This is a genomic window from Kitasatospora sp. NPDC001095, from assembly GCF_053598615.1.
Genome location: NZ_JBSFKQ010000001.1, coordinates 442,699 through 462,960, shown reverse-complemented (window position 1 = coordinate 462,960; position 20,262 = coordinate 442,699). Strand labels below are relative to the sequence as shown.

Below are 20,262 nucleotides of genomic sequence, written 5' to 3'. Positions count from 1 at the left end.
ATCGGCATGCCGGGTCCAACGACTGGCATCCCACCGGGATACCGGTCGCATCACCAGTTCATCCGAACTCGTTATGTGCGAAGGACCGGGCTAGCGCCCGGGCGGTGTGCCCCGGAACACGGGCGCGTCCTGCGGTGTCGTGCTCGGTCGGCGCCCGGGTGCACCTGCGGGCGCGGTTGGCGCTTGGGGCTACCGGGGGTCGAGCCCGGCCGAGCGGGCTGCCTCGCGCAGCAGGTCGCGGAGCATCGTGGTGGTCAGCCGACCGGTGTTCGTGTTGCGGGGGCTCACGTGGTAGCAGCCGTACATCCGCAGCTCCGGGCCGCCGTCGCGGGCCGGGAAGGTGGCCAGGGCGGCGTGGCCGAAGGCGGGGCGGGGCCGCGGGACCTGCCAGCCGGAGTCGGCGATCACCGGCAGCATCGCCTGCCAGGCGAAGCCGCCGAGGGCGACGACGGTGCGCACGGTGGGGCGCATCAGCTCCAGCTCCCGGCTGATCCAGGGCCGGCAGGTGTCGCGTTCCGCGGTGCTGGGCCTGTTGTCCGGCGGGGCGCAGCGGACCGGGTCGGTGATCCGGACGCCGGACAGCTCCAGCCCGTCGCCGTGGCGGACGGACACGGCGCGGTTGGCGAACCCGAGCTCGTACAGGGCGGCGTAGAGCAGGTCGCCGGAGGGGTCGCCGGTGAAGATCCGGCCGGTGCGGTTGGCGCCGTGGGCGGCGGGGGCGAGGCCGACCAGGACGAGCGGGGCGTCCGGCGGGCCGAAGCCGGGGACGGGGCGGGCCCAGTAGTCCCAGTCCTGGTAGGCGCGGCGTTTGGTGCGGGCGGTCTCCTCGCGCCACTGGACCAGGCGCGGGCAGGCCCGGCAGCCGGTGACGACGCGGTCCAGCGCGGCGAGCGTGCCGGCCCGGGCGGCCGCCTCGGCGGGGTGCCGGGGGTCGTCCGGGTCGTCGGCGGGGGAGGAGGGCGCGGCCACGGTCGGCATGGTCGAGATCCTAGGGGCTTCCGGGCGTTCGTTCCGGCGTCGGCCGGGCAGGCGTAGCGTGGAATCAGTTGCTCCGGCGGTCCCCGGCCGGTCCGGGTCGGGGCCGGCCGGACGCGCCGGTGTGCGCGCAGGCCGCAAGGAGGCCGCGATGATCGTCGATGCGGTGCTGGGCGCCCTCGCGGGGCTCGCCGGGCTGGGGGCGATCTGGGCGAGCATGAGCATCAGGGTCGTCCAGCAGTTCCAGAAGGGCGTGGTGTTCCGCTTCGGGAAGGTGCGCGACGAGGTGCGCGCTCCCGGGCTGGTGGCGCTGATGCCGATCGCGGACCGGCTGCGCAGGGTGAACGTGCAGATCGTGACGATGCCGATCCCGGCGCAGGAGGGCATCACCCGGGACAACGTGACGGTGCGGGTGGACGCGGTGGTCTACTTCCGGGTGGTGGACCCGGTGAAGGCCACCGTCAACGTGCAGGACTACAACTTCGCGATCTCCCAGGTCGCGCAGACCTCGCTGCGCTCGATCATCGGCAAGAGCGAGCTGGACGACCTGCTGGCCAACCGGGAACCGATCAACCAGGGGCTGGAGTTGATGATCGACAGTCCGGCGCTGGGCTGGGGCATCGAGATCGACCGGGTGGAGATCAAGGACGTCGCGCTGCCGGAGTCGATGAAGCGCTCGATCGCCCGGCAGGCGGAGGCCGAGCGGGAGCGGCGGGCCCGGATCATCACCGCGGACGGCGAGTACCAGGCCTCGGAGCGGCTGTCGGAGGCCGCGGCGGTGATGAGCGCGACCCCGGCCGCGCTCCAACTTCGGCTGTTGCAGACCGTGGTGGAGGTGGCCGCGGAGAAGAACTCGACGCTGGTGCTGCCGTTCCCGGTGGAGCTGCTGCGCTTCCTGGACAGCGCGACGGAGGTCCAGCAGCGGAACCTGCTTACGGCCGCCGCGGCCGCGGCCGGGGCGAAGGCCGCGGAGGAGGCAGTGGAGAGCGGCGAGGTCCCGGAGGAGGAGCTCGAACCGGACCAGCCCCGGCACGAACTCCCGCCGCTGGAGGAGGTGCTGGAGCGCTCGCCGCTGAACCGTACGGAGTCGCCGGACGGTCGGATCGAGCCGGACGAGGCCACCGGGCCGGGCGGAGGGGGCTGAGCCCACCGCCCGAGCGGGACGGGCGGGACGGCCCCGGTGGCGTCGGCCATCCACCCGGACCACGATGGACGAGAGAGGGGAAGCCAGGTCAGGAGGCGGACCATGACCAAAGCCAGCGACATCATGCACCCGGGCGCGGAGTGCATCCGCGAGCACGAGACGCTCGCGGCTGCCGCCCGGATCATGCGGGAACGCCATGTGGGCGCCCTGCCCATCTGCGGGCCGGGCGACAAGCTGTCGGGGATCTTGACCGACCGGGACATCGTGCTGCGCTGCGTCGCCGAGGGCCGCGACCCGGCGTCGGTGACGGCGGGCGAACTGGCGCAGGGGCGGCCGATGACGGTGGAGGCGGACGAGGACTGTGACCAGGTGCTGCGGGTGATGGAGCAGTACCAGGTGCGTCGGCTGCCGGTGATCAACCATCCGGAGCACAAGCTGGTCGGCATGATCAGTGAGGCGGACATCGCGCGCGGTCTGCCGCAGGCACGGGTCGCCGAGTTCGTGGCGGCGGTCTGCGCGGAGGAGGCGCCCGCGGGGGCCGCCCAGGGCTGACCCGCCCGGGACGACCGCCCGGGGGCTGAAGCCGTCGTGCGCACGTGGGCCGTGGCTCCGCCCCCGCCGGGGTGGAGCCACGGTCGCTTGGTCGTGCCGGTCAGGCAGCCGAAGCGGCGGAGCCGTGCGCCTCGAGGGAGAGTTCGGCCCACTCGGCCCAGCCGGCCAGCCGGTCGGCGTAGACCTGCTGGAGTATCGGCCGGCCCTGGGCGCCGAAGAACACCCGCAGCGGCGGCCGCTCGGCGTCGACGAGCCGGAGCAGGGCCCGGCCCGCCGCGGCCGGGTCGCCGACGTCGAGTGAGGCGGCGTGGGCGGCGAAGGCCGCGCGCAGCCCGTCGTAGTGCGGGTCGGCCTCGGCGCGTACGGCGGAGGCGACCGCGTCGGTGGCGTAGCTGCCCGGCTCGACCACGGTCACCTTGACGCCGAACCCGGCGACCTCCTGGGCGAGCGCCTCGCTCAGGCCCTCCAGGGCCCACTTGGAGGCGCAGTACCCGCCGCCGAGCGGGAACGCGGCGACGCCGGCGACCGAGGAGATCTGGACGACGTGCCCGGAGCCCTGGGCGCGCAGCAGGGGGAGTGCGGCCTGGACAACCCGCAGCGGGCCGAACAGGTTGGTGTCCAGCTGGTCGCGCAGCTGCTCCTCGGAGAGTTCCTCGACGGCGCCGGACAGGCCGTAGCCGGCGTTGTTCACGAGGACGTCGAGCCGGCCGAAGTGCCGGTGGGCCCGCTGGACGGCGCGGTGGACGGCGTCCCGGTCGGCGACGTCCAGCGGGAGCGGGAGCACCGCGTCCCCGTGGGCGGCGACCAGGTCGGCGAGCCGCGCGGTGTCGCGGGCGGTCGCGGCCACCTTGTCGCCGCGGGACAGGGCCGCCTCGACGAAGGCGCGGCCGAGGCCGCGGGAGGAACCGGTGACGAACCAGACCTTGCTCATGTGTGCGCTCCACTGTGTCCGATGACGGGGTCCGATGACCTGGCGGCATCAGGACACCGGCGGGCACGGCGGTGTGACACCCGGGTGGTGGCCGGGTCAGCCCAGGGCGTAGACGGCGGTGGCGTGGGCGGCCGGGTCTGCGGTGTCCTCGGGGCTTTCGGCGCCATCGGGGGTGAGGGTGATGTCGAGGAAGGCGATCCGGCGGCCGAGTTTGGTGATCCGGGCGTGCACCAGGAGGTCCTGGGCGAGTACGGCCCGCTGGAAGGCGGCGGACTGCTGGACGGTGGTCATCGGGCCGAAGCCGCCGCGGGCGGCCGAGAGGGCGATCACGCAGGCCGTGTCGGCGGCGGCCATCAGCGCCTGGCCGGACAGCGCGCCGCCCTGGCGGGCGAGCTGGTCGGACGAGGGCAGCCGCAGTACCGCGTGGCTCGCCGGTCTCGACGGTCGACAGCCCCAGGTCCCGCACCCAGGGAGCGAAGTGCTCGGTCAACAGCTTGTCCGCGTCGGCGGTGGTGAGGGTCATCGCGCCATTGTGCGGGGTGAGTAGACGTTCCGTCAGGAGGTCGGTGCGGCAAGGGTGTCGAGGTGTCGGCGCAGTACCGCGCGCAGGTCGTCCGGGCCGACCAGGTCGGGGTGTTGGACGGCCTGGAGGGCGAGGCCGTCCAGCAGGGCGGAGAGCCGGCGGGTCTCGAGCTCGAGGTCGAGGCCGGGGGCCAGGCCGCCGGCGCGTGCGGACTCGGCGAGGACGCGGCGGACCAACTCGTCGAGCCCGGAATGCAGTTCGGCGGCACGGGGCCGCAGGCCGGGCCGGGTGCGGGCGGCGGTGACGAAGGAGAGCCAGAGCGCGGACTCCTCCCGGCGCGCGGCGTCCAGCGGGAGGGTTTCGGCGAGCAGTCGGACGGTCCGCTCGCGCCGGTCGGTCCCGGCGGCGGCAGGGTCGAGCAGGGCGGCGGCGTGGACGCGGATGCGGGTCTCGATCCGGTGGGCCAGCTCGCCCATCGCGAAGATCATCAGCTCCGAGCTGCCGGCGAAGTAGTGCCGCACCGAGCCGACGGCCAGTCCGGCTTCCTCGGCGACGTTGCGCAGTGAGGCGTGCTCCAGTCCTTCGCGGGCCGCGACGCGCAGGACGGCGTCGGCGACGGCCTGGCGGCGTTCGGCGGGGTCGACGATCTTCGGCATGTTGCCGTTATAGCACGGGCGAGCTAAATTGCTGAGTTAGCACGGTCGAGCTACAAAACTCTGGGGGAGCGGGAATGAACGGCTGGGTGCACGTGGGGCTGATCGCCGCCGTGGTCGTGGTGGTCGTGATCCGGCGGCTGCGAGGCGAACCGCTCAACGCCCGGGACCTCTTCGCGCCGCCGGTGGTGCTCACCGGCCTCGGCGTGTGGGCGCTCGCGCAGCGGCACGGCCTCGGTGCGGCCGACTACGGCTGGATCGTGGCGGGCGCCGCGCTCGGCGTCGCGCTGGGGGCGGTGCGCGGCGCGACCGTCCGGGTCTACGAGCGCGAGGGCGTGCTGTGGCAGCGCTACACCGGGTGGACCTTCCTCGTCGCGGCGCTCTCGCTCGCCGTGATGGCCGGCTTCGCCGCGCTCGCCGCGCACTTCGGCCTGGCCGCGGACGCCCGGCCGGTCCAACTGTCGATCGGCGTGGGCTTCCTCGGGGAGGCCCTGGCGGTCGGCCTGCGGGGGCTCTCCTCGGGGGTCCCGTTCGCGCCGGAGGGGCAGGGCTCGAGCCCGCTGGATCGACTCCGTCGGTAACTTCGGTTGTCGTGACCGAGCTTGGAAACTAAAGTTGTCGATATGACCGTCGTGGAGATCACCCATGAGGAACGGGCCGAACTGGCCAAGGCCCTTCTCGATGCCCTTGGCCCCCTCGCCGCCGCCGTGCGCGCCCGCACGACCGGCCTGCCCGCGGAGCGGATGTGGAACGCCGAGCCGGTCGAGGTGGCCCTCTCCGTGCTGTCCGCCTGGAAGCTGGTGGACACCGAGGTCAAGCGGCTCGCCGCGGGCGCGGCCGCCACCGCGGGGTCCTACGGTGCCAGCTACGAGCGACTCGGCGCCGCCTGGGGTATCACCCGACAGGGAGCCAGGAAGAAGTGGCCGGAGGCCGTCAGTCGCCCGGTGGCGAAGTCTGACTCGCTCGAACTCTTCAAGGGTACTGCGGAGTTGGTCGAGACGGTCGGCGGTTGGCGCTGGGTGGCCACCGGCGCCGACGGCGCCACCGGCGAGGCGGCCGACGAGCACCGGACCCGGGAGGAGGCCGCGGCGCACGCCGGGGCTTTTCTCGCCGCGCACGCGCGTTAGCGGCGCAGTTCCCGGGCGATCAGCTCCGCCAGGTGCAGGGCCTGCCGCCCGTCGGCGAGTTGGGCGATCTGGGTGCGGCAGCTGAAGCCGTCCGCCAGCACCACCGTCGCCGGACCGGCCGCGCGGACCTCGGGCAGCAGTACCCGCTCCGCGATCGCCACGGACACCTCGAAATGCCCTTGCTCGAAGCCGAAGTTGCCCGCCAGGCCGCAGCAACCGGCCTCCAGTACCCGGTTGTTCAGACCGAGCCGGGCCTCCACCCGGCGGTCGGCGGCGCTGCCGAGCACCGCGTGCTGGTGGCAGTGGGTCTGGGTGAGGGCGTCCAGCCGGATCCGGGGGAGCGGGGCGTCGGGGGCGTACTCGTCGAGGAACTCGGCGAAGGTGCGGGTGCGGTCGGCGAGCGGGCGGCCCTCGGTGCCGAGCAGTCGGGGCAGGTCCTCGCGCAGGGTCGCGGTACAGCTCGGGTCCAGGCCGACCACGGGGGTGTCGGCCGGGAGACCGGTTCCGTCCAGCGTTCGCAGGCTGCGCCGCAACACCCTTCGGGCAGTGCCGAGTTGGCCGGTGGAGTGCCAGGTGAGCCCGCAGCAGACCGGGCCCGAGGGCAGCCGGACGTCGAAGCCCAGGTGCTCCAGCACCTCGACGGCCGAGCGCGGCACGTTCGGCTGGAGGTGCTCGGAGAAGGTGTCCGGCCACAGCAGCACCGGCCGGGCGCCCGCCGGAGCCGGGTGCTCGGCGCGGTGCCGCCGGTACCAGGCGGTGAAGGTCTCCGGCGGGAAGACCGGCAGCACCCGGCGCCGGTCGATCCCGCCGAGCCGCTTGAGCAGAGCGCCGGCCCGGGAGCGGGCGAGCGTGTTGGCGGCCCCGGGCGCGAGAGCGACGGCCCGCAGCCAGAGCGGCAGCCAGCCCATCGAGTAGTGCGCGAGCGGACGCGGCCGGTGCCGGTAGTGCTGGTACAGGAACTCGGACTTGTACGTCGCCATGTCGACGTGCACCGGGCAGTCGCTCGCGCAGCCCTTGCAGCTCAGACAGAGGTCCAGCGCCTCGCGGACCTCCTGCGAGCGCCACCCGTCCGCGACCGCTGCCCCGGCCCGGCGGCCGGGAGGCGCCCCCATCCCCCGCAGCATCTCGGCGAGCAGCCGGGCCCGCCCCCGGGTGGAGTGCCGCTCCTCGCTGGTGGCCAGGTAGCTCGGGCACATCACCCCGCTGCCCGGGGCCACGCACTTGGCCACGCCCACGCAGCGGTGCACCGCCTTGACCAGGCTGCCGCCGTCCTGCTCGTACGGGAGCGCCAGTGGCAGCGTGCGGCGCGGGGCGGTGACGAAGCGCAGGTCCGCGTCGAGCGGGCGGGGATCGACCAGGGCGCCCGGGTTGAGCAGGTTCTCCGGGTCCCAGATCCGCTTGAACTCGCCGAACAAGCCGATGACTTCGGGCGGGTACATGCGCGGCAGCAGCTCCGCCCTGGCCTGCCCGTCGCCGTGCTCGCCGGAGAGCGAACCGCCGTACGAGACCGCCAGATCGGCCGCCTGCTCCAGGAACTCCCGGAAGACCAGCACCCCTTGGGGCTCGTCCAGCGGGAAGTCGATCCGCAGGTGCACGCAGCCGTCGCCGAAGTGCCCGTACGGGACACCGCGCAGGCTGTGCCGGCGCAGCAGGGCGCGCAGGTCCCGGAGGTAGTCGCCGAGCCGCTCGGGAGGGACGGCGGAGTCCTCCCAGCCGGGCCAGGCCTGGCCGCCTCCGGGCAGCCGGGTGACGATCCCCGCGCCGGCCTCCCGGACGGCCCACAGCTGGCGCCGCTCGACCGGGTCGGTGACCAGCGCGACGGTGGCGGAGCGTTCGCGGCGCACCTCGTCGGCGAGTCGGCGGGCGGCCTGGTAGGCCGCCAACGGGGTGTCGCCGCCGGTCTCCAGGAACAGCCAGCACTCGCCGGCGGGCAGCCGGTCCAGCGCGGGCGGCCGGGGCCCGGCGGCGAGCAGCGCGGCGATCAGGTCGGCCGCCATGCCCTCGGCGGTCAGCGGGCCGTGGGGCAGCAGCGCCGGGACGGCGTCGGCGGCGGCGCCCTCGTCGGGGTAGCCGGCCACCACCAGGGCCCGCGCGGGCGGGTCCTCGACCAGTCGGACGGTGGCGCCGAGCAGCAGCGCGCAGGTGCCCTCGGTGCCGGTGAGCGCCCGGGCCAGGTCGTGGCCGTGCTCGGGCAGCAGCGCGTCCAGCGGGTAGCCGGAGGTGCGGCGGGGCAGCTGCGGCATGCCCTGCCGGATGACGGCGAGGTTGCGGTCGGTGAACTCCTGTAGCTCGGCGTGGAGTCGACCGACCCTTCCGGGCCGCGCGGCGAGCGCGGCACGCTCCCGGGAGGTGAGCCGTCCGCCGACGGTCAGCTCGGTGCCGTCCGCGAGAAGCAGCTCCAGCCGCTCGACGTTGTCGGCGGTGCGCCCCCAGGCGAGCGAGTGCGAGCCGCAGGAGTCGTTGCCGATCATGCCGCCGATGGTGCAGCGGCTGTGCGTGGACGGGTCGGGGCCGAAGCGCAGCCCGTACGGTCTGGCGGCGCGCTGGAGGTCGTCCAGCACGGTGCCGGGCTGGACGCGCGCGGTGCGGGCCTGCGGGTCGAGCTCCAGCACCGCGCCGAGGTGGCGGCGGAAGTCCAGCACCACCGCGCCCGGGCCGATCGCCTGCCCGCCGATGCTGGTCCCGGCCCCGCGCGCCACCACCGGCACCCGGTGCTCGCGGCACAGCGCCAGTGCCGTGCGCACGTCGTCGAGGTCGGCGGGTTTGACCACGCCCAGCGGCAACTGCCGGTAGTTGGAGGCGTCCTGGCTGTAGACGGTGCGCTCGGCGGCGCCGAAGCGGACCTCGCCGCGCAGCACGGCGGCCAGCTCACGGGCCAGCGCGGCCCCGGGTACGGCGGACGGACGGCTCACCAGGGACCTCCCGGGCGGGTGCGGCGACGGCTCCGCCGATGATCGCAGGCACCCGGCCGGACCGGTACCGGGCACGACGGGGGTACCGCCGACGGGGTGTCATGTGGCACCCTCGGCGGTCATGATCGACGAACCCGTGCCCGTTGACCCGGCCGGCCCCGAGGCCTACCTCGCCCGCCTCCCGATCGGCGAGCCGCTGCCCTTCCCGGCGGACGGCGCGCCGTCCTGGGAGATCTTCCCGTACGAGGGCGAGCTGACCGTCCGGGAACTGCGCGCGCCCGAGCTGCCGGAGCCGCCCCGCAACGGCGAGGACGGCCCGGAGAGCTGCCCGGACTGTGCCCGCCCCGACACCGACTTCCTGTGGACCGACGAGCACTGGCGGCTCGGCACCACCGACGAGCCGAACGGTCTGCCCGCCACCCTGCTCCTCTGGCCGCGCGCCCACCACGACCTGCTGGACCTGCCAGCCGAACTGTCCGCGCGGCTGGGCCCGATGCTGCAGCGGGTGGAGCGGGCGGTACGGTCGCTCGGCGGCGTCGGCCGGGTCCACGTGAACCGCTGGGGCGACGGCTCGGCACACCTGCACCTGTGGCTGCTCGCCCGCCCCGAGGGGGTGGCCCAGCTGCGCGGCTCGACCCTGCCCCTGTGGATGGACGTGCTGCCGCCGCAGCCCGCGGGGGTGAGGGCCGAGCGGGCCCGCCGGATCGCGGCGGCGATGGCCGCCGAGGGCGGCACCGCGCACGCCCGCCGAGCTACTTCCGTCCGGTGAGCGTGCCGCGCGCGATGTGGGAGAGCTTGGCCACCTCGAACGCCGGGTAGGCGCCGCCCGCCAGCAGCGAGAACTTGATCCCCTCGCGGCCGCCGGGCCGGCGGTGGCCGGGCGGCTGGAAGCGCCGGTGGTGCTCGGCGGCGCGGTGGAAGAACTGCGGCCGCTCGGCGCGGGGGACGCAGCCGGCCAGGTCGAAGACGAACAGGTAGTGCCTGATCATCCGGACGAACAGCGCGTCGCGCACCGCGTACAGGTGCGGCTGGTCCTCCAGCAGGGCGAAGCTGCGCTCGTACTGCTCGAACAGGTCGAAGACGCTGCTGCCGGGCCCGCCCGCCGGGTGGACGGTCTCCCGGCGGCGCAGCTGGACGCACTCGCGCGCCAGCACGGCGGCGCTCCGGGCGCCGAGCAGCGCCGCGTGCGCCACCGGGACCTCCTCGTAGCGGCCGGGCGGGAAGGCCAGGCCCAGCCCGGCCCAGTGGCCGCGGCGGACCAGCCGGTCCCAGATCAGCGGCGGCGCGCCGAACAGCTCGGGCCGGTCGAAGGGCGCGAACGGCTCGGGGCCGGCCTCGGCGAGCAGCGCCTCGGCCCCGCCCGGCCAGTCCCGGTCCTGGTGGCGGCGGGAGTGGCCGAACAGCAGCACGTCCACCGGCCCGGTCTGCCGGAGCCGGTCGGCGAGCGTCCGCAGGGCGTCCCGGGGCAGCAGGTGGTCGGCGTCCAGGAACAGCAGGTACTCGCCGGCCGCCCGCGCCGCCCCCGCGTTCCGGCTCGCCCCGACCCCGACCGCCGCGTTCAGGTGCAGCACCGACACGTGCGGGTGCCGGGCGGCGTACGCGTCGGCGAGCCCACCCGCGGTCTCGGGGGAGCGGTCGGCGACCACGATCACCTCGATGTCGGCCAGGGACTGGGCGAGCAGCGAGTCCAGGCAGTCGGCGAGCTGTCCGTGCTGGTCGTAGGCGGGGACCACGACGCTGATCAGGGGCGAGGGCATGACGCCGGAGCGTAAGTGGGCCTGCGGACCGTGGCAAAGCCCTGACGGTCCGTAATTCCGAGCAATCGGTGGCAAATCGTACGAGCGTGCGCCATATCTTCACGCCGCCTGCCGGACGTGTCCACGCCCGCCCCGACCTGCGGCGATGTGCGCCGGTGCCCGCGACGCGAGGTGCGTCGCGGGCACCGGTGGCCGAACGGGTCCGGCTTAGTACCAGTGGTGGGCCTGCCAGAACGACCAGGCGGCACAGGGGCTGCCGTAGCGGGTGTTCATGTAGTTCAGGCCCCACTTGATCTGGGTGGCCGGGTTGGTGCGCCAGTCGGCGCCCGCGGAGGCCATCTTGGAGCCGGGCAGGGCCTGGACCAGACCGTACGCGCCGGAGGAGGCGTTGACCGCGAGCGGGTTCCAGCTGCTCTCGCGGAACACGATGTTGCTGAAGCACTGGAGCTGGCCGGCCGGGACGATCTGCGCGGCGATCTGCTGCGGGGTGCCGGAGTAGGCGGCCGGCGCGCTGTCGAGGTTCTGGCGCTCCTGGGAGCGGGAGGCGGCGGCCTCGGCGTCGGCCTTGGCCTTCGCGTCGGCCTGAGCCTGAGCCTGAGCCTCGGCCTGAGCCTGCGCCTGGGCCTGCGCCTGGGCGGCGGCGTCCGCCTCGGCCTTGGCCTGGGCCTCCTGGGCGGCCTGCGCGTCGGCGGCAGCGGTGTCGGCCTGGCCCGGCTCGGTGACCGGCCGGCCCTCCGCCGACACGGCGGCCACCGGGGCGGCCGCGGTGGCGTTCCCGGCCTGCGGGATGGCGAGGGCCGCGGTGGCGGCGCTCGCGACCACGAGGGTGGCGACACCGGTGATCAGGGAGTTGCGTCGGGCATGGCTGAGCTGGCTGAGCTGCATCGGGCGGACGATCCTTCTCCGTCGGGGCCGTGCCGGTGGGCATCGGGGGCGGGGCATCGCGCGGGCTCCGGCTGAGCGGGGCCCGCTGCGGCCGCCCTGGACGGACGGCCGTGGCGCCCCGGCCGGAGAGGCGGGGGCGGGCGGCGCGGCGGCGGAGGTGAGGCTGCGCTGCCTGGCGACGGGCCATTCTTGGCAGGGCCGAGGACGGGTGGCAAAGGCGTTCTCTACTACGTCCGATCGTGGCCGCGGAGCCGACGCGGCAAGGAACGGCGGTTGATTTGTGCGCGTTTGCCCGAATTGCCCATCCGAGGGAAGAGTCCCGGAAGCGGTGAAGGATCGCAGTGTCGACACCGACTGCGGCCTGTGTTCTTCAGGCGGAGCGCGGCCGTGGACGGTCCGCCCGGGGCGCCTCGGCGGAGTCGGGTCGGCAGCCCCGGGGCGCGCGTCCACTATCGGGGATCGTGGATGGCGATCCCCCTGTGGGCGGGCTCACACGTTCGCCCACCCGATGTCGGCGCAGCGTGAGCGGAGGGTCACGGCCTCAGGGGGTCGCGTACGGATTGCCCGGGACGGGCGGCCCGGCGGGGGCGGGGGCGGGGGCGGGGGCGTCGGGGGCGGAGGCGCCGGGGGCCGGCCTCTCCCGCCCCTCCTGCGGGGCGGTCGGGACGAGGTCGCGGGCCAGCAGAGTGGCGCCGGCGACGGCCCCCGGCATGGCGAGCACCGTGACCAGTGGCACCAGGAAGGCCAGGACCAGCGGCGTGCCGAAACCCAGCGCCAGCCCGAGCCGGGCGCGCAGCAGCCGGATTCGCTCGGGCTGCGGCACCCGGCGCCGCTGCAGGGCGACGGCCGTCAGCTCGACGGTCATGAAGAAGCCGGCCACCAGGAAGCCGAGCGTCGGGACCACCGTCTGCCCGACCACCGGGATGAACCCGCAGGCGAACAGCACCACGCCGAACGCGGCCACCCGCACCAGCACGTACAGGCTGTCGCGCACCGCGGTCAGCAGCTCGCGCCAGAGCGCGGTGTCCGGTGCGGCGGGCGCGTCGCCCTCGGTCTCGTCGACCTCGGCGCAGAGCGCCTCGTAGAAGGGCTGTCCGACCACCAGGGTGACCGCGGTGAAGGTGAGCAGGGAGAGCAGCAGTCCGCCGCCGAAGACGATCGCCGCGAGCGCGTCGCGCAGCAGTTCCCGCCAGGGTGAGCCCCAGTGGTCGGCGAACGGGGTTGCCCAGTCCGCGAGGTCCTTGGCCCAGGCGCCGAGGAAGGCGAGCGCGATGACGTAGCCGACCAGTGTGAGCAGGGCCGGCAGCATCCCGAAGCCCCACCAGCGGCCGTGCCGGCCCACCCATTTCTGGCCCGCGACCAGGTACTTCGTCCCCGCCACAAGATCTCGCATGGGCGATCACCCTAGGGCCTCCCGGCCCGGAACCCCGCATTGCCGTGTTCCTGCCAGTTCCGACCGGCAAGGGCGCCCCCCTCCTGTAGCGCCGCCCGCCGGGCCACCCTCGGTCTTCCCCCACCTGCAAGGAGGAGTCCGATGAAGCGTCAACTCGGCAGGCTGATGAGCCTGTTGATCGGTCTGGTGCTCGGCGTCGGCACACTCGTGCTGCCCGCCGCCGCCTCGCCCGCGCCGTCGCCGAGCGTGGTCGGCGGCACGCGGGCGGCGCAGGGCGAGTTCCCGTTCATGGTGCGGCTCTCGATGGGCTGCGGCGGCGCGCTCTACACCTCGCAGATCGTGCTCACCGCCGCCCACTGCGTCGACGGCACCGGCGCCAACAGCAGCATCACCGTCACCGCGGGAGCGGTCGACCTGCGCAGCGGCACCGCGATCAAGGTCCGTTCCTCGTACGTCTACCAGTCGCCGTCCTTCACCGGCGCCGAGAACGGCAACGACTGGGCGCTGATCAAGCTGGCCTCGCCGATCAGCGGCAGCCTGGTCAGCACCCTGCCGATCGCCACCTCCACCGCCTACGACAACGGCACCTTCACCATCATGGGCTGGGGCGCCGCGAGCGAGGGCGGCGCCCAGCAGCGGTACCTGCTCAAGGCCACCGTGCCGTTCGTCGACGACGCCACCTGCGCCGGCGCCTACCCGGGCCTGAACAAGGCCGGCTCGCTCTGCGCGGGCTACGTCTCCCAGGGCGGCGTCGACACCTGCCAGGGCGACTCGGGCGGCCCGATGGTCCGCCAGGACGCGGCGGGCCGCTGGATCCAGGTCGGCATCGTCAGCTGGGGCAACGGCTGCGCCCGCGCGGGCTACCCGGGCGTCTACTCCCAGGTGAGCACGTACGCGGCGGCCATCGCCTCGGCGGCGGCCGGCCTCTGAGCCGACCCGCAGGGGCCGCCGGACCGGTCCGGCGGGGCCGGCCACCACTCCCGCAGGTGGTGGCCGGCCCCGCTGCCGTGCGTCCGGGCGCCGGCGCGGCGTCCGGGCTTTCACCGGCGGCGGCGTCCGGGCCGGGGCCGCGGAGCTCGGCTTTCACCGGCGCAGCCACTCCCCGGCACGCCGCTGCTCGCGGGCGATGCGGCCGGTGGTGTTCGCGGGCAGCCGGGAGAGCAGAGCGGCCGCGGCGTCGGGGTGACCGGCGAGGGCGCGGGCGCCGGCGAGGCGGGCGGTGATCAGGGCGTGGTCGCGCGGGCGGGCGGCCCGGTCGAGTAGTCGCAGGGCCGCCTCCAGCCGGTCCGCCGCGGCGTGGGCGTGGGCGCTGCGGCCGGTGTGGAGGGCGAGGTCCCGGTGGCAGGTGCCATGGGCGACGGCCAGGACCAGCTCGGCGCGCTCCGTCCAGGGCGTCGGCGCGCCGGAGCGCAGTGCGGCGCCGGTCAGTCGCCGGGCGTCCGCCAGGGTCCGGCGGACCTGCGGTGCCTGTCCGGCCAGTGCGTGGGCATGGGCCTGGACGACGGCGGCCCAGGCCCGCAGCTCCGGCAGGGGAGGGGCGGTGCTCCGGGCGGCCTCCGCCAGGGCGAGCGCGGTGGCCGCGTCCCCGTGCCACCAGTACAGGGTGCTCTGCCGGGCGAGCAGGGCGGCCGTGGTGGCCCGGTCGTCGCTCGTGCGGGCCCACTCCAGCCCGGTGGTGTACCAGCCGAGCGCGTGGGCGTGGCGGTCTCCCTCGAAGTGGGCCCAGCCGGCCAGCTCGGCGTACTGGGCGGCGAGCGAGCGGTCGGCGGTGGGGCTCTCGCGCGGGCCGGTGCATGGCCGGCCGGCCAGGGTGCGGGCGTGGTGCTCCAGGACGGCGGCCAGCTCCTCGCCGCCGATCCGGTCGACGGCGGCGCGGTAGACGGCGAGCAGTTGGGCGAGCACCTCGACGGTGGCGGCGTCCGGTGGGGCGGTGTCGGCGGCGAGGGGTTTCCGGGCGGCGGCGGCGAGTTCGCCGAGGCGTCGGCGTTCCCGTCGAAGGGCCTGCCACAGCTGCGCCAGCTCGCCGTCGGCGAGGAGGAGTTCGTCGGCCCGGTCGGGCATCCCCGGCGGCGGCCAGCGGCGGGCGTTCTCCACCCGGCTGATCAGCGAGTCGTGGTAGCCGAGCAGCCGGCCGAGCTCGGCCTGGCTGAGGCCGCGGGCTTCGCGCCAGTGGCGCAGCCGACGGCCGAAGCGCAGGCGTGCGGTCTCGGGTTCCGCGCGGGGCGGTGGCGGGGAGGGCGGCGTGGGGGTGGGCGGGATCGGCACGGGATCTCCCGGTGAGGGTCGGGAAGTGCTCGTGGGGGAGCGCTGGCCCAGATATCCCCCTTGACGTGCCTTGGTCAAACTGTGGAGGGTGAACGGGGCGTCGAACAGGACGCCCGGCGGGGTGGCGAACAGGGCGTCCGGCGGGGCGTCGAACGAACCGACCAACGGACCGGCCGGCGGGACGGCGCCGGAGAAACGGCGCCGGGCCCGGGAGCCTCCGCATCGGCTCCCGGGCCCGGCGTTCCCGCGCGGGGCGGGCGGGTCAGGAGCCCGCCGCCACCGCGGCCCGCCGCCGTCGGCCCACCACGGCCGAGGCTGCCAGCACGATGGCTGCGGCGACCAGCGACAGGTACATCTGCTTGCGCCCGTCGGCGTCGGTGAACATGTACGCCATGACGAACCCGATCATGCCCATGGCCGTCCAGGTCAGGTACGGGTACAGCCACATCCGGACGGTGTGCCGCTCGGGCATCTCACGCTCGATGATCTTCCGCATCCGCAGCTGGGTGGCGCAGATCACCAGCCAGACGAAGAGCGCGACGGCGCCGGAGGAGTTGAGCAGGAAGGCGAACACGGTGTCCGGCGAGGTGTAGTTGAAGAAGACCGCGATGAAGCCGAAGACCACCGAGGAGAGGATCGCCACCCGCGGCACGCCGCGCGAGGTCACCGTGGCGAAGGCCTTGGGCGCGTCCCCGCGCTGGCCCAGCGAGAAGGCCATCCGGGAGGCCGTGTACATCCCGGAGTTGAGGCAGGACAGCACCGCCGTCAGCACGATCACGTCCATCACCTGGCCGGCGCCCGGGATGCCGATGTGGTCCAGCACCGCCACGTACGGGCTCGCCTTGACGTCGGCGGAGTCCCACGGCAGCAGGGTGACCACGAGCAGGATCGAGCCCAGGTAGAAGATCCCGATGCGCCAGATGACGCTGTTGGTGGCCTTGCTGACCGCCTTCTCCGGGTCCTCCGACTCGCCGGCGGCCAGGGTGACGATCTCGCTGCCCATGAAGGCGAAGACCACGGTGAGCATTCCGGTGAACACCGCGCCCACCCCGTGCGGCAGGAAGCCGCCGTGGCCGGTGAGGTTGCTGGCGCCGACCGCGTGGGTGCCGGGCAGCAGGCCGAAGGCGGCGAGGGTGCCGATCACCAGGAAGGCGGCGATCGCGACCACCTTGATCCCGGCGAACCAGAACTCGAACTCGCCGTAGGAGGCCACGGAGAAGAGGTTGGTGGCGGTCAGCACCGCCATCACTATCAGCGCCCACCCCCACTGCGGCACGCCGGGCACCCAGTTGTTGAGGATCTTCGCACCGGCCGTCGCCTCGACCGCGAGCACCACGACCCAGAAGAACCAGTACAGCCAGCCGATGGAGAAGCCGGCCCAGCGGCCCAGCGCGCGGTCCGCGTACGCCGAGAACGAGCCGCTCTGCGGGTCGGCCGCGGCCATCTCGCCGAGCATCCGCATCACCAGCACGACCAGCGCGCCGGCCAGGGCGTAGGAGAGCAGGATGCCCGGGCCGGTGGTCGCGATGCCCGCGCCGGAGCCGACGAACAGGCCGGCGCCGATCACGCCGCCGATGGCGATCATCGACAGGTGGCGGTTCTTGAGCCCGGCCTTCAGGTGGCCGTCGCCGCCGTGTCCGACCGGGCCGGTCTGCTGGGGGAGCTTGGTGGCCGTGGTGGGCCTGGTGGTGTCCGCACTCATCTCGGGACCCTGTGCCTTTCCAGCGCGGTGTGACCCTCGACTCGTCATGCCGGAGGGTGGGGGACTTGCCCGCGCATTGCGTCGCAACCTAACTTCCACGCACCGGTGATCGGAACAATTTTTTGGTAACTGTTCGCTCAACGAACGTAAAAGACCTGGTCGGGGTGGGTGGAAAGGTGGCATGGAAACCTCAAATCTGATGCATCGTCAGCCTTTTGAGAGGTTCCCAAGCTCTGTTGGGGCTCAAATCGCCCGTGGGTGGGCGGTCAGATCGGCCGCACGTCGAGGACGGTGATCGAGGTCTCGTCCGCCGGTCGCCCGGTCAGCCGGGCGGCCAGGATCCGGGGGATGTCCTCCTCCTGTGAGTATCCGGGCAGGACGGCCACCTCCGCGCGCCGGGCGCCGGGCTCGCCCCGCACCGCGTACGTCACCAGGTAGCCGTACCGCTCCGGCGGGGGCGGCCCGGCCCGGTCCTGCCGGTTCTCCCGGCTGCGGGCGGTCATCCACATCGTCCTCCTCGGCCCATTGTCGGCGCGGTGTGGCCGATCCTCGCAAATCCGGGCAGAGTGGGACTCTCGGGGCATGCCGTAGGAGCATCCCGAGCGTTCGCGGTGCCGGCCGGCTCCCGGCGCCGGTCAGGAGCGACCCCATGCAGACCACCTGGAAGGGGACGATCAGCTTCGGGCTGGTCACCATCCCCGTCCACCTGTACTCCGCGACCCAGGAGCACGACGTCCCGCTGCACCAGGTGCACGAGAAGGACGGCGGCCGGGTGCGGATGAAGCGGTACTGCGAGCGGGAGGAGAAGGAGATCCCGTACGCGGAGATCGCCAAGGGGTACGAGTCCCCCGACGGGCGGACCGTCACGCTCTCCGACGAGGACCTCGCCGACCTGCCGCTGCCCAGCAAGAAGATCATCGACGTGCTGGCCTTCGTGGACGAGAACGAGATCGACCCGCTGATGTTCTCCAAGGCCTACTACGTCGGCGTCGCCGACAAGGCCGCCGCCAAGCCGTACGCGCTGCTGCGCGACGCGCTCACCGAGTCCGGGCAGATCGCCGTCACCAAGATCGCGCTGCGCACCCGGGAGTCGCCCGCGGTGCTGCGGGTGCACGACAACACCCTGGTGCTCCAGACCTGCATCTGGCCCGACGAGGTCCGCCCGGCGGCCGGCATCGCGCCCGAGGGGGACGTCACCGTCCGACCGCAGGAGCTCAAGATGGCGCGGTCGCTGATGGACACCCTCTCCGAGGACTTCGACCTCTCCCAGCTGCACGACGACTACCAGCAGGCGCTGCAGCAGGTGATCACCGCGCGGCTGGAGGGCGTGGAGGTCCCGCACGAGGAGGAGCCGGGCGAGGCGCCGGACAACGTGATCGACCTAATGGAGGCGCTGCGCAGCAGCCTCAAGCAGGCCAAGGGCGGGCGGGGCGGCGGGCCGGGCGGCGCCGAGGACGCCGAGGGGGAGGAGCCCGCGCCGCGCAGGCGCGCCCCGACGAAGCGGACCGGCGCGAAGTCGGCCCCGAAAGCCGCCCCGAAGGCGACCGCGAAGACCACCGGCGCCGGCTCCGCAGGGGGTTCGGCGAAGGGCTCGGCGAAGGGATCGGCGAAGGGTTCGGCCGCGAAGAAGACCACCGCCCGGAAGTCCTCGGCTCCCCGCAAGGCCTCCTGACCCTCCCGGGCCAGGCGTTCCTCCCGTCCAGCCGTCCAGCATTGGAGGCGATCCCGATGGACCTGCTGACCTACCAGGAATTCGACGCCAAGGAACGGGCCGAGCCCGAAGCCCAGCGGAACCGGGGCTTCGGGCACCGCGCCTGGCACTGGCTGCTCGGCCTCAGCCCCACCGTGGTGACGTTCATGGTCGCGCTCTCGATCGGCCTCTGCATGGTGGCCGTCCAGGTGAGCCTGCTGCCGGTGCTGATACCGATGGCGATCTTCTGGGGGCTGACGCTCATCGCGCTGGGCGGCGTGATCGCCCGCTGGATGACCCCCGGGCCGGGCCGCCACCGCGTGGCGTCCTGACCGGCCCGGGGCGGGCGCGGGCCCGGGAGGGCTCAGCCGATCCACACCGTGGTGACGTTGCAGAACTCCCGGATCCCGTGCCCGGACAGCTCCCGCCCGAACCCGGAACGCTTGACCCCGCCGAACGGCAGCGCCGGGTGGGAGGCCGTCATCCCGTTGAAGAACACCCCGCCGGCCTGGATGTCCCGCACGAAGCGCTCCCGCTCGGCCTCGTCGGTGGTCCAGACGTTGGCGCTGAGCCCGAACGGGGTGTCGTTGGCGACGGCCACCGCCTCGTCCAGGTCGGCCACCCGGTAGACGGTGGCGACCGGGCCGAAGGTCTCCTCGTGGTGGATCCGCATCGCCGGGGTGATGCCGGTGAGCACCGTCGGCTCGAAGAACCAGCCGGAGTCCCAGCCGGTGGGCCGCCCGCCGCCGCACTCCACCCGGGCGCCCCGGGTACGGGCGTCCTCGACCAGCTCCTCCAGGTCGTCCCGGCCCTGGCGGCTGGCCAGCGGGCCGACGTCGGTGCCCTCGTCCATCGGGTCGCCGACCTTCAGCGCGCGCATCGCCTCGGTGAAGGCGGAGGTGAAGCGGTCGTACACGTCGGTGTGCACGATGAAGCGCTTGGCGGCGATGCAGGACTGGCCGTTGTTCTGCACCCGGGCCCGGACGGCGGTGCGCGCCGCCTCGTCCACGTCGGCGCTCGGCAGGACGACGAACGGGTCGCTGCCGCCCAGCTCCAGCACGGCCTTCTTCACCACGTCCGCCGCGGTGGCCGCGACCGCCCGCCCGGCCGGCTCGCTGCCGGTGAGGGTGACGGCGGCGACCCTGGGGTCCCGGATCACGCCCTCGACCGCGCCCGAGCCGATCAGCAGCGTCTGGAAGCAGCCCTCGGGGAAGCCGGCCCGCTGGAACAGCTCCTCGATCGCCAGCGCGGTGCGCGGCACGTTGGAGGCGTGCTTGAGCAGGCCGACGTTGCCCGCCATCAGCGCCGGCGCGGCGAACCGGATGACCTGCCACAGCGGGAAGTTCCACGGCATCACGGCCAGCACGGGGCCGAGCGGGCGGTAGCGGACGTAGGCGCGGGCGGCGCCGGAGTCGGCGACGTCTTCCGGGGCCGGGTGCTCGTCGGCGAGCAGCGCCTCGGCGTTGTCCGCGTACCAGCGCATCGCCTTGGCGCACTTGGCGGTCTCGGCGCGGGCCCCGGCGAGCGGCTTGCCCATCTCCTCGGTCATGGTGCGGGCGACCGCCTCCTGCTCCTGGTCCAGCAGGTCGGCGGCGCGGCGCAGCAGTTCGGCGCGGGCCGCGAAGGAGGTGCGGCGGTAGCTGTGGAAGGCGGCCTCGGCGCGGGCCAGCCGCCGTTCGATGCCGGCCGCGTCGAGCGGCTCGAAGGTCTGGACGGTCTCGCCGGTCGCGGGGTTGACGCTGGCGATGGGCAT

The 20,262-nt window shown here is 74.1% G+C and carries 19 protein-coding genes and 1 pseudogene; 8 read left to right on the top strand and 12 right to left on the bottom strand.

The window, feature by feature from the left end; genetic code table 11:
* Nucleotides 1-189: 189 nt before the first annotated feature.
* Nucleotides 190-978, bottom strand: coding sequence for a uracil-DNA glycosylase (locus tag ACWDBB_RS01875; RefSeq protein ID WP_449787752.1), 789 nt, complete (start codon nt 976-978; stop codon nt 190-192).
* 148 nt (nt 979-1,126) lie between these two features.
* Here ACWDBB_RS01875 and ACWDBB_RS01870 point away from each other — a divergent pair, with 148 nt between their 5' ends.
* Together ACWDBB_RS01870 and ACWDBB_RS01865 are read left to right on the top strand one after the other, a co-directional pair.
* Nucleotides 1,127-2,119 carry a slipin family protein gene (locus ACWDBB_RS01870; protein ID WP_449787751.1) on the top strand — a complete coding sequence of 331 codons (993 nt, stop codon included), beginning with the start codon at nt 1,127-1,129 and terminating at the stop codon, nt 2,117-2,119.
* Nucleotides 2,120-2,221: 102 nt separating this feature from the next.
* Nucleotides 2,222-2,671: a CBS domain-containing protein gene (locus ACWDBB_RS01865; protein ID WP_449787750.1), complete on the top strand. Its 450-nt coding sequence runs from the start codon at nt 2,222-2,224 to the stop codon at nt 2,669-2,671.
* Between the two features lie 100 nt (nt 2,672-2,771).
* On the opposite strand, the gene ACWDBB_RS01860 is transcribed toward ACWDBB_RS01865, so the two are convergent.
* From ACWDBB_RS01860 to ACWDBB_RS01850, 3 genes and pseudogenes are all read right to left on the bottom strand, one after another.
* Nucleotides 2,772-3,602: an SDR family NAD(P)-dependent oxidoreductase gene (locus ACWDBB_RS01860; protein ID WP_449787749.1), complete on the bottom strand. Its 831-nt coding sequence runs from the start codon at nt 3,600-3,602 to the stop codon at nt 2,772-2,774.
* Nucleotides 3,603-3,698: 96 nt separating this feature from the next.
* Nucleotides 3,699-4,125: pseudogene (locus ACWDBB_RS01855) on the bottom strand (PaaI family thioesterase).
* 32 nt (nt 4,126-4,157) lie between these two features.
* Nucleotides 4,158-4,781 (bottom strand): TetR/AcrR family transcriptional regulator, encoded by a 624-nt coding sequence (locus tag ACWDBB_RS01850; RefSeq protein WP_449787748.1) that lies wholly within the window; start codon nt 4,779-4,781, stop codon nt 4,158-4,160.
* 74 nt (nt 4,782-4,855) lie between these two features.
* On the opposite strand from ACWDBB_RS01850, the gene ACWDBB_RS01845 reads away from it, so the two are divergent.
* Together ACWDBB_RS01845 and ACWDBB_RS01840 are read left to right on the top strand one after the other, a co-directional pair.
* A complete protein-coding gene (locus ACWDBB_RS01845; RefSeq protein WP_449787747.1) occupies nt 4,856-5,359 on the top strand; it encodes a DUF1453 domain-containing protein in 504 nt (167 codons plus the stop codon).
* 42 nt (nt 5,360-5,401) lie between these two features.
* A complete protein-coding gene (locus tag ACWDBB_RS01840) occupies nt 5,402-5,905 on the top strand; it encodes a hypothetical protein (protein WP_449787746.1) in 504 nt (167 codons plus the stop codon).
* On the opposite strand, the gene ACWDBB_RS01835 is transcribed toward ACWDBB_RS01840, so the two are convergent.
* A complete protein-coding gene (locus ACWDBB_RS01835; RefSeq protein WP_449787745.1) occupies nt 5,902-8,817 on the bottom strand; it encodes an FAD-binding and (Fe-S)-binding domain-containing protein in 2,916 nt (971 codons plus the stop codon). The two genes, ACWDBB_RS01840 and ACWDBB_RS01835, sit on opposite strands and share 4 nt — an antisense overlap.
* 121 nt (nt 8,818-8,938) lie before the next feature.
* On the opposite strand from ACWDBB_RS01835, the gene ACWDBB_RS01830 reads away from it, so the two are divergent.
* Complete coding sequence (locus tag ACWDBB_RS01830) at nt 8,939-9,586, top strand: HIT family protein (RefSeq protein WP_449787744.1); 648 nt, start codon at nt 8,939-8,941, stop codon at nt 9,584-9,586.
* Here ACWDBB_RS01830 and ACWDBB_RS01825 read toward each other — a convergent pair.
* From ACWDBB_RS01825 to ACWDBB_RS01815, 3 genes are all read right to left on the bottom strand, one after another.
* Entirely contained in the window at nt 9,570-10,574 is a 1,005-nt protein-coding gene (locus ACWDBB_RS01825) for a glycosyltransferase family 2 protein (RefSeq protein WP_449787743.1), read from the bottom strand. The two genes, ACWDBB_RS01830 and ACWDBB_RS01825, sit on opposite strands and share 17 nt — an antisense overlap.
* A 207-nt stretch (nt 10,575-10,781) precedes the next feature.
* Entirely contained in the window at nt 10,782-11,459 is a 678-nt protein-coding gene (locus tag ACWDBB_RS01820) for an aggregation-promoting factor C-terminal-like domain-containing protein (protein WP_449787742.1), read from the bottom strand.
* 541 nt (nt 11,460-12,000) lie between these two features.
* Nucleotides 12,001-12,852: an EI24 domain-containing protein gene (locus ACWDBB_RS01815; protein ID WP_449787741.1), complete on the bottom strand. Its 852-nt coding sequence runs from the start codon at nt 12,850-12,852 to the stop codon at nt 12,001-12,003.
* 141 nt (nt 12,853-12,993) lie between these two features.
* On the opposite strand from ACWDBB_RS01815, the gene ACWDBB_RS01810 reads away from it, so the two are divergent.
* Entirely contained in the window at nt 12,994-13,782 is a 789-nt protein-coding gene (locus ACWDBB_RS01810; RefSeq protein WP_449787740.1) for a S1 family peptidase, read from the top strand.
* Nucleotides 13,783-13,935: 153 nt separating this feature from the next.
* Here the strand turns inward: ACWDBB_RS01810 and ACWDBB_RS01805 are convergent, their stop codons facing one another.
* The 3 genes from ACWDBB_RS01805 to ACWDBB_RS01795 form a co-directional block, all read right to left on the bottom strand.
* A complete protein-coding gene (locus ACWDBB_RS01805; RefSeq protein WP_449787739.1) occupies nt 13,936-15,117 on the bottom strand; it encodes a helix-turn-helix domain-containing protein in 1,182 nt (393 codons plus the stop codon).
* Between the two features lie 262 nt (nt 15,118-15,379).
* The gene (locus tag ACWDBB_RS01800) at nt 15,380-16,819 is read right to left on the bottom strand and encodes an amino acid permease (RefSeq protein ID WP_449787738.1); all 1,440 of its coding nucleotides are present in this window, start codon (nt 16,817-16,819) and stop codon (nt 15,380-15,382) included.
* Nucleotides 16,820-17,085: 266 nt separating this feature from the next.
* Complete coding sequence (locus ACWDBB_RS01795) at nt 17,086-17,322, bottom strand: hypothetical protein (protein WP_449787737.1); 237 nt, start codon at nt 17,320-17,322, stop codon at nt 17,086-17,088.
* Nucleotides 17,323-17,468: 146 nt separating this feature from the next.
* Here ACWDBB_RS01795 and ku point away from each other — a divergent pair, with 146 nt between their 5' ends.
* Complete coding sequence (ku, locus tag ACWDBB_RS01790; protein WP_449787736.1) at nt 17,469-18,491, top strand: non-homologous end joining protein Ku; 1,023 nt, start codon at nt 17,469-17,471, stop codon at nt 18,489-18,491.
* A gap of 56 nt (nt 18,492-18,547) precedes the next feature.
* Nucleotides 18,548-18,841: a hypothetical protein gene (locus ACWDBB_RS01785; protein ID WP_449787735.1), complete on the top strand. Its 294-nt coding sequence runs from the start codon at nt 18,548-18,550 to the stop codon at nt 18,839-18,841.
* Nucleotides 18,842-18,873: 32 nt separating this feature from the next.
* Here the strand turns inward: ACWDBB_RS01785 and ACWDBB_RS01780 are convergent, their stop codons facing one another.
* Entirely contained in the window at nt 18,874-20,262 is a 1,389-nt protein-coding gene (locus tag ACWDBB_RS01780) for an NADP-dependent succinic semialdehyde dehydrogenase (RefSeq protein ID WP_449787734.1), read from the bottom strand.